The sequence below is a fragment of the Cedecea colo genome (assembly GCF_011808225.1).
GTDB classification, from domain to species: Bacteria; Pseudomonadota; Gammaproteobacteria; order Enterobacterales; family Enterobacteriaceae; genus Dryocola; species Dryocola colo.
This window is the reverse complement of the sequence record NZ_SOYS01000011.1, coordinates 120,028-126,525: the sequence shown is the minus strand read 5'-3', so window position 1 is coordinate 126,525 and position 6,498 is coordinate 120,028. Positions and strand designations below refer to the sequence as shown.

Sequence of the window (6,498 nt, the reverse complement as noted above, 5' to 3'; positions counted from 1 at the left end):
CGAAGTACGCCGCGGCTTTTTTTAATATATCCCGTTCGTCAGTAACCCGCTTCAGTTCCTTCTGGAGTCGGCGGATCTCAGCCTGAGCATCTGACTGTTCTTTGTGGATGGAAGAGTCCGGCCCGTACTTCTTTATCCAGGCGTAAAGACTGTGGGTAGTGATATCGAGACGTGTTGCAACGCTGGAAACAGAATGGCCACGCTCAATAACCTGTTTGACTGCTTCAATTTTAAACGCTTCAGGATAACGCTTACTGCTCATGTCCACCTCTTTTTAAGCCATTTTAAATGACTCAGAGATGTCTGTTAAACCCGTGGCGATTCACCGGTCAGGGGAAGGGAAGCATCATCGCTTCACTTTTGATATGTCCATAATTGCATCTGATCTGGTCCTGATCCTACCCGCGAATAGTGGGCACACAACTGAGTGAGTAAACTCTCCAGGAGATGGTTTAAGGATGACAATAAAATATGGCATTAACATCGCTATGGCTTATTTTGTTTCGCACTTAAAACTAGTTGCAGACCTGCATTTAATCCCTTAGCAGGTAAATAATATTCGGAATATAACTCCATTTTTAACCATTGTAGCTTGCAGTCATAATATCGAAAATGGCACTCTTTAAGCCCAATAACACGAAAACATCAACAACGTTAACCTAAACCTTTAATGGAGAAATAGTGAATAAACTATGTTTTGGCTTTGTGTTTCTCTCGTCCCTTGTGTGCATTCAGCCTGCTCTGGCTAAAAGCTGGCAGGAGATCAAACAAAGTGGCGAATTACGTATAGGCGTACCAGGCGATTATGCGCCGCTGGCATTCCATGACAAACAAGGGAAACTGGTTGGTTTCGACATAGATATGGCACAAGCATTAAGCAAGGATCTGCGGCTTAAAGTCAGCTTTGTGCTAAGCAGTTGGCCAACGTTATCTGACGATCTGGCCGCCGACAAATTTGATATCGCAATGGGAGGAGTAACGGAAACACCCGGCAGAAAAGCCCAGTTCGCCCTTTCTGCCCCGGTAGTTAAAAATGGTAAAATAGCGCTGACCCAGTGTGACAAAGTAAAGACCTTTACGTCACTTGAAGCGATCGATCGTAAGGGAGTTCGGGTCATCGTTAATCCAGGCGGAACCAATCAGTCTTACGTCGATAAGCATATTAAGTATGCTCAGATCATCCGTACTAAAGATAATTTTGCCAACCTGCAGGGGATTCGGGATCGCCAGGCAGACATTATGTTTACCGACCTTATTGAAGGTGATTATTACCAGACTAAAGAGCCCGGTACGCTCTGTGTTGCAACACCAGATACGCTACCCGGTACCGCTAGCTATAAAGTTTATATGATGAACAAAGATAAGCCGGAGCTGCTTGACGCTGTCAATAAATGGCTGGCAGGCGGCTCAAAAATAAAGCTTATCCGGCAGTGGCAGTTATCAGAGTAAGATCGACAAACCTTTCTGTGGTTTCTGAGTGAAACCACAGCCCAGGAAGCCAACGCTGGCCATAATATTTTGTGTTAGCACTCTTTAATTTATCTGAAAAAGCAAATCATATAATTTGCTATCTGGGTCCCTGAAAAACATTATAATCTTTTCGAACAGGGATAGAGTATTACGAGCGTAAATAATAAAACATGGTGCGTTAAAATGAGAAAACTAAATCTTGTAGAAATAGAATAGCTTTCGGCGCTGGTTTTATTCAGGACGGATTATCATCTGCGGGAGGTTGGCTTGGCTACGGGCTCGTAAGCACGACGCTAAAGGACAAATTTCCTGTTATTGTGGATATAACTTTAACAATGTGCTCCCTGCTCTTGGGAATAATATTGGTAGCGCTATAGGCTCAGTTGCTGGCGGAACAATAGAAGCAGGATTAGCAAACATCCCTGTTTTGGGTGGCTGGATAAATAAAATATCAAGGAATTAATTTCAGCCAGGTTAATTTTTTAGAGCACAAAGTCTATACCTGTCCCTATTTTATAACTATCTGCCGTTAAGTTCCCACCGCTTAATCTCTTCATAAAAGAATGCCATACCCGGTTATATGGATAGAGTAGATGCCGCGGACCCGAAATCCATGCTTACCGGCAAGACATAAACAACGTTCACGGCCTGGCAGAACCTGGCCTGGAGTCCACCTAAGTCAAGGTCAGGCTTATGCATTTCGGGTGATATTGCTCAATTTCCTCTTCCCTCCTGCTACACTTCAGAGTCATTATCTTTCTCCCTGGTGCTTATCAAAAGGCAGGTCAACAGCATGTCCGAAAACAACTACCAACCGCCAAAAGTCTGGACCTGGCACAAGTCAGAGGCTGGACAGTTTTCTAACATCAATCGCCCGATTGCCGGACCGACTCACGAGAAAGCGCTGCCCGTGGGCAAGCATCCGCTACAGCTTTACTCGCTGGGTACGCCTAATGGTCAGAAGGTAACGATTCTTCTGGAAGAGCTGTTAGCGCTTGGTATAAGTGGAGCGGAATATGATGCGCATCTGATTCGTATTGGTGAGGGCGATCAGTTTTCCAGCGGCTTTGTCGAAGTGAATCCAAACTCCAAAATTCCGGCGCTGCTGGATAACTCAGCCACGCCGCCGATTCGCGTGTTCGAATCCGGTTCGATTCTGCTTTATCTGGCAGAGAAATTCGGTCATTTCCTGGCGAAAGATATCGCTGCGCGTACCGAAACGCTGAACTGGCTGTTCTGGCTGCAGGGTTCCGCGCCTTACCTTGGCGGTGGTTTCGGTCACTTCTATCACTACGCGCCGCTGAAAATCGAATATGCCATCAACCGTTTTGCGATGGAAACGAAACGCCAGCTTGACGTGCTGGATCGCCAGCTCGCAAACCATCGCTTTATCGCAGGCGATGACTATACCCTTGCCGATATCGCCATCTGGCCATGGTACGGCGCGCTGGCAAAAGGCGGCCTGTACGATTCTGCCGAATTCCTTGAGGTCGCGTCGTATAAAAACTTTAACCGCTGGGCTGATGAAGTGGCGAATCGGCCTGCCGTTAAGCGCGGGCGTATCGTAAATCGCACCTGGGGCGACGAGCAGCTGCCTGAACGTCATGACGCAACGGATTTTGACGCCTTTAAGCTGTAACCTTCCTGCGCAAAACGACCCGGCGCTCTGCCGGGTTATCCCTGCCCGGAAATTATCCACACGCCTAATAAATGATAATTACTTTCATTTAAAAATGGCGACGGCTATGTTTTACAGCAGTTGCCCGAGCGCCATCACCTCTCTGCTGACCCGCACGTTTTTGTCGATAATGCTGCTCACGCTGGCTGTGGCGTCTCGTTTATTGATGTCTAATTTTTTATCGCGTAAGCAGGCAAAAATGGAAGCTGGGTAGCTATCTGCATAAGTTTTTCGCGGGCCATATTTACAACTCATTAATAAATGTTAAAAATGAATATTATTTGAACATAACCATGGTCAATGTCCGAAGACGCTCTCAGGCAGCAGATCCAGAACCTCAAAAAGCATAATGCCCGGCTCAGAAGAATCGCACACGACGCGCGAAACAAGCTCAGTGCGGCTCTGGACGGCACCGGTCTTTGCCTGTGGCAGCTGGATATACCCAGCGGCAAGCTGGTCATTTTTAATCGCCGATGGGGTTCAATGCTGGGCTATCAACCCAAAGAACTTAGCGCTCATTTCGAGGTGTGGCGTGAGCATCTGCATCCGGAAGATAAGGAGATGGTGCTGTCGGCGTTTTACAATCATCTCGACGGCAAAGCTCCGTTTTATGAAGCACTGCATCGCATGCAGGCCAAAAACGGCAACGTCACCTGGGTTTTGGATCGTGGCAGGGTAACCGAATGGGACAATGGCGGAAAGCCGCTCAAAGTCACCGGCACCCATATCGATATGACCAAAGAAAAGCAGTACGAACAGCAGCTTGCCAATCTCGCCAACCACGACCCGCTGACCGGGTTAACCAACCGTCACGCGCTGCACGCGCAGTTCGATCTGATGAAAAAGCTTGGGCCGCTCTGTGTAGCCTTTATCGATCTGGATGACTTTAAAAACGTTAACGACACCTTCGGTCACCGCAGCGGGGACGAAGTGCTGCTCCAGCTTAGCCTGCGCCTGCGCGACGCCTGCCCGCCAGAGGTCACCATTGGCCGCATTGGCGGCGATGAATTCATTTTGCTGATGCCCTGGACGCTGGATCGGCCGGAAATTGGCGACATAACCAGACGCTGTCTGGACGCCGCCATTACCCCGTTTGAATTAGGCAACGGCGCCGCTAACGTTGGCGCATCAATCGGCATCGATGAGTCCTGGGAAAATGACAATTTCACCGACGCGTTAATCCGCGCCGATGAGGCCATGTATCTTATTAAACGCACCGGTAAAAACGGCATCGCTGCGGGTACGGCCATTCTGCTGCAAACATAATATTGCGACGGGTGGCGCTACGCTTATCCGGCCCCGCTTAAACCAGATATTTATTAAACCAGTCGATCGTCCGCTTCCACGCCAGCTCTGCCGCCGCTTTATCGTAACGCGGGGTCGAATCGTTATGGAAACCATGATTCACACCGGGGTAAATATATCCTTCGTAGATTTTGTTATTGGCTTTCAGCGCGGCCTCATAGGCGGGCCAGCCTTCGTTGATGCGGGAATCCAGCTCGCCATAATGCAGTAAAAGCGGCGCTTTGATGCGCGGCACATCTTCCACTTTCGGCTGCCTGCCGTAGAAAGGCACCGCCGCAGCCAGCTCCGGATAAGCTACTGCCGCAGCGTTCGCCACACCGCCGCCGTAGCAGAACCCGGTAATGCCGATCTTGCCGTTCGTCGCTTCGTGGTGCAGCAGAAATTCTATTGCGGCAAAGAAATCGTTCATTAACTTGTTGGGATCGACCTGCTGCTGTAGCTCGCGACCTTTTTCATCGTTGCCCGGATAGCCACCGACCGAGCTTAATCCGTCCGGTGCCAGCGCGATAAATCCCGCCTTCGCAACGCGCCGCGCCACATCTTCGATATAAGGATTCAGGCCCCGGTTTTCATGAACCACCACCACGGCAGGCGCTTTCCCCGTCGCCTTTGCGGGCTTCACAAAATAGCCCTTCACGCTGCCGTGCCCCTGCGGCGAAGGATAATGAATATATTCCGGCAAAATATCGGGATCGGTAAATTCTACCTGCTGCGCAAAAGCGTAGTTGGGCGTCAGCAGCGTGCCGAGCGCCACGGCAGAAAGGCCGCCAACGACGAACTTAGACGCCAGATCAAGAAACTCGCGCTTGCTGATTTTGCCATGCACATAAAAATCGAAGTATTCGAGAAGCTCAGGAGGGAAATCTTTCGCTGTCATTCTGGTCATCTGCAGGCCCTTTTATCCGTGAAAGATGGATAAATAATGGCCTGCAAACGACGATTTTGTAAACTATCCGCGCGTCACGTTGACTCGCCAGATCCCAAAACATACCAGCACTAACGCGAGGGCATAGCGCCATTCCAGAATGCTTTCCTGCAGGAAAATAGCCGAAAGCACGGCGCCGGAAACGGGGATCAGGAAATTAAACGGCGCAATCATCCCCACGCGATTATATTTCAGCAGCAGGCTCCAGAGCGCGAAAGCCACGGAAGAGAGCAGCGCCAGATAACCCAGAATCGCCACCGATTCCCAGCCGTGAAACGCAAGCGCTCCTCCCGCCAGGTAACCGCCTATGGTAAGTACCACGCCGCCTGTCGCCAGTTGCCAGCCGGTCATAATCGTGGGATCGACAGTCTGCGAGATGCGTTTACCATACAGCGACGCGGCGGAAAGGATAAACGCCGCCAGCACCACGAAGCCGTCGCCCATCCAGCTAAAGCTAAAATCCATCAGCTGGCTGTTAAAGTTCACCACCATCACGCCAGCAAAACCCAGCACGCAGCCGACGATTTTATTCATGCTAAGCCGGTCATTATGATAAATGAAGTGCGCCAGCAGCACGCTGAAAAAAGTCCCGGTCGCGTTCATGATCGACCCTTTCACGCCGGTGGTATAAGCAAGGCCGATATAAAAGAAGATGTACTGCAAAGCGGTTTGCGTCACGCCTAAAGCCACCAGCTGAGAAAACTGCCCGCGGGACAAACGCCCGATCGGCTTACCCTGCACAACCGCAAATGCCAGCAGTAAAAGCCCGGCGATAACGAAACGATAACCGGCAAAGACGATTTTACCGGGCAAATCGTCGATGGCTATCGCAAAAATTTCATAACCATTTTTAATCGCCGGGTATGCGCTTCCCCACAGCAGGCAACAGAAAGCGGCGCACATCCATGCAAATTTTTTATGGGTAAACAGCGATACGTTGCTTTCCACGCGCGATCCCTTACAAAAATAAACTGTCGTTTCAGAATCCGACATTATCCGTGAATAGAAAAAAATTGCTCGTTATTTCCCCTACCAGTTATGGCCGTTGCCGGAGGGAAAACGTGGGCGTCTGCCACCATTTTTCCCTGCCAGAATATATTTATGGTACAAAGTACCGGTC

General features: G+C 49.8%; 7 protein-coding genes. 4 read left to right on the top strand and 3 right to left on the bottom strand.

What is annotated here, in order from left to right:
- The coding region (locus E2L00_RS19045) for a transposase (RefSeq protein ID WP_167610749.1) at nucleotides 1–262 on the bottom strand (262 nt) is incomplete at its 3' end.
- Between the two features lie 419 nt (nucleotides 263–681).
- On the opposite strand from E2L00_RS19045, the gene E2L00_RS19040 reads away from it, so the two are divergent.
- The 4 genes from E2L00_RS19040 (at nucleotide 682) to E2L00_RS19025 (ending at nucleotide 4,414) form a co-directional block, all read left to right on the top strand.
- The gene (locus E2L00_RS19040; RefSeq protein ID WP_338031947.1) at nucleotides 682–1,449 is read left to right on the top strand and encodes a transporter substrate-binding domain-containing protein; all 768 of its coding nucleotides are present in this window, start codon (nucleotides 682–684) and stop codon (nucleotides 1,447–1,449) included.
- 814 nt (nucleotides 1,450–2,263) lie between these two features.
- The gene (yghU, locus tag E2L00_RS19035; protein ID WP_167614518.1) at nucleotides 2,264–3,109 is read left to right on the top strand and encodes a glutathione-dependent disulfide-bond oxidoreductase; all 846 of its coding nucleotides are present in this window, start codon (nucleotides 2,264–2,266) and stop codon (nucleotides 3,107–3,109) included.
- Nucleotides 3,110–3,215: 106 nt separating this feature from the next.
- On the top strand, nucleotides 3,216–3,362 hold the full coding sequence (locus tag E2L00_RS19030) for a hypothetical protein (protein ID WP_167614516.1): 147 nt from the start codon (nucleotides 3,216–3,218) through the stop codon (nucleotides 3,360–3,362).
- An 86-nt stretch (nucleotides 3,363–3,448) separates the two neighbouring features.
- The gene (locus E2L00_RS19025; RefSeq protein WP_167614514.1) at nucleotides 3,449–4,414 is read left to right on the top strand and encodes a sensor domain-containing diguanylate cyclase; all 966 of its coding nucleotides are present in this window, start codon (nucleotides 3,449–3,451) and stop codon (nucleotides 4,412–4,414) included.
- A gap of 37 nt (nucleotides 4,415–4,451) precedes the next feature.
- Here the strand turns inward: E2L00_RS19025 and yghX are convergent, their stop codons facing one another.
- Both yghX and E2L00_RS19015 read right to left on the bottom strand, forming a co-directional pair.
- Complete coding sequence (gene yghX, locus E2L00_RS19020) at nucleotides 4,452–5,339, bottom strand: YghX family hydrolase (protein WP_167614512.1); 888 nt, start codon at nucleotides 5,337–5,339, stop codon at nucleotides 4,452–4,454.
- A 63-nt stretch (nucleotides 5,340–5,402) separates the two neighbouring features.
- Entirely contained in the window at nucleotides 5,403–6,281 is an 879-nt protein-coding gene (locus tag E2L00_RS19015) for a DMT family transporter (protein WP_236127782.1), read from the bottom strand.
- Nucleotides 6,282–6,498: the final 217 nt, after the last annotated feature.

What these genes read in the sequence shown, in the direction of transcription:
- E2L00_RS19030 (WP_167614516.1), top strand. Translation starts at nt 3,216, where the DNA reads ATGTTTTACAGCAGTTGCCCGAGCGCCATCACCTCTCTGCTGACCCGC.
- yghU (WP_167614518.1), top strand. Translation starts at nt 2,264, where the DNA reads ATGTCCGAAAACAACTACCAACCGCCAAAAGTCTGGACCTGGCACAAG.
- E2L00_RS19025 (WP_167614514.1), top strand. Translation starts at nt 3,449, where the DNA reads ATGTCCGAAGACGCTCTCAGGCAGCAGATCCAGAACCTCAAAAAGCAT.
- yghX (WP_167614512.1), bottom strand. Translation starts at nt 5,339, where the DNA reads ATGACCAGAATGACAGCGAAAGATTTCCCTCCTGAGCTTCTCGAATAC.
- E2L00_RS19015 (WP_236127782.1), bottom strand. Translation starts at nt 6,281, where the DNA reads ATGTGCGCCGCTTTCTGTTGCCTGCTGTGGGGAAGCGCATACCCGGCG.